The organism is Nonomuraea sp. NPDC050022, from assembly GCF_044460705.1.
Lineage (GTDB): Bacteria > Actinomycetota > Actinomycetes > Streptosporangiales > Streptosporangiaceae > Nonomuraea.
The window spans coordinates 1-1,364 of the sequence record NZ_JBITKE010000036.1 but is presented as its reverse complement, the minus strand read 5'-3'; the positions used below and the strand labels follow the sequence as shown (position 1 = coordinate 1,364).

Sequence of the window (1,364 nt, the reverse complement as noted above, 5' to 3'; positions counted from 1 at the left end):
TTGCTGTCCGGATAGCCGTCCTTCTGGCAGAAACCCTTCTGGTGCAACCTTGCGACGATCTCGTCCATCGGGGCCTTGAGGGTCATGTTCCCTCTGGTCCTGCGCCTCTTGTAGTGACGTTTGCCCTTACAGTTCGACGCTTTGACTACTTCGTCGTTTCGATTGCCTGTTCCGGAGATCCTGACCCCCAAGAAGGTGATTTCTTGGGAGTTGGCATGCCGAATATGCGTCTTCTCCACGTTCAGGTGGAGCCTCAGCTCCTCCCTGAGGAACGTGGCGACTTCGGCCCTGATCTCTTCGGCAAGGCGTCTGGGCCCAATGACCCCGACAACCCAGTCGTCGGCGTATCTGACATATCTCACCCTGATGTAGCCTGGATCTTCGGGGAGGTACGAGGGAAGAGACCTCATCTTCTTGATTAAGGCCCTTGCCTCGTCGGCGGGCATCTTCCCAGTCTTCCTTCCCACGTACAGGCGCTGCGTCAGCCGCATGTAGTCAGGGTTGGGCGCTGGTCCTTTGCCCTTGGTCTCCCGTGTGATGATCTCGTCCATCTTCCTGTCCAGCTCGTGTAGGTACACGTTGGCCAGGGTGGGAGAGAGCACGCTTCCCTGCGGCGACCCGATCCTGGTGGCCTCCAGCCCAAGTCCAGTAAGGACCCCGGCTTTCAGCGCCTTTCTGATCAGGTTCAGGAAGCGCTCGTCACTGATACGCCTGCGGAGCAGTCGAATGAGGATGTCATGATCGATGTTGTCGAAGAAGGATGAGATATCCCCTTCGATGAACCATCGGATCCCCGTCCAAACCTTCTTGATCTCCTTCAGAGCCGTGTGGCAGCTGCGTTCCGGCCGGAACCCATGGGAGGACTCCAGGAACGTCGGGCCTTCGGTCGACTCATAGATCGCCTCCAGCACCATTCTGACTACTTCCTGTACGACCTTTTCAGTCGGAGAGGCGATCCCAAGCGGCCTGGTCTTGCCGTTGGCCTTAGGGATCTCCACCCTTCTGGCGGGGGAGAACCGGAAGCTCTCGTTACGCATGGCGTCCGTGATCCTCCTGATGGTTTCCCTTGAGAAGCCGTCGAGAGTTGATCCATCAATGCCAGGCGTCATGTTCCCGGGCTTGCTCTTCAGCCTCTCATAGGCAGCAAGGTACAAGTCCTCGCAGTACATGAGGCGGTAGAGATCCTTGTTGACCCATGACGGGTCCCGGTTGAGATGTGCGATTACGCCCAGTCGTTTGAGGTCTGCTCCGACCATCCGGCCGAACCCCTTCCCACTTGACGCTCCATTACCTGCCGCCCTTTCCCTTCGCCACTGATTAAGTGGCCGTATCCCGATCGGGGCGGGTACTACGGCGGCTCCGTC

1 protein-coding gene is annotated in these 1,364 nt (G+C 58.4%); it reads right to left on the bottom strand.

What is annotated here, in order from left to right; all coding sequences use genetic code 11:
• Window positions 1-1,256 (bottom strand): reverse transcriptase/maturase family protein (locus tag ACIBO2_RS58825; RefSeq protein WP_397305362.1); only part of this gene is annotated, 1,256 nt, incomplete at its 3' end.
• Window positions 1,257-1,364 lie beyond the last annotated feature (108 nt).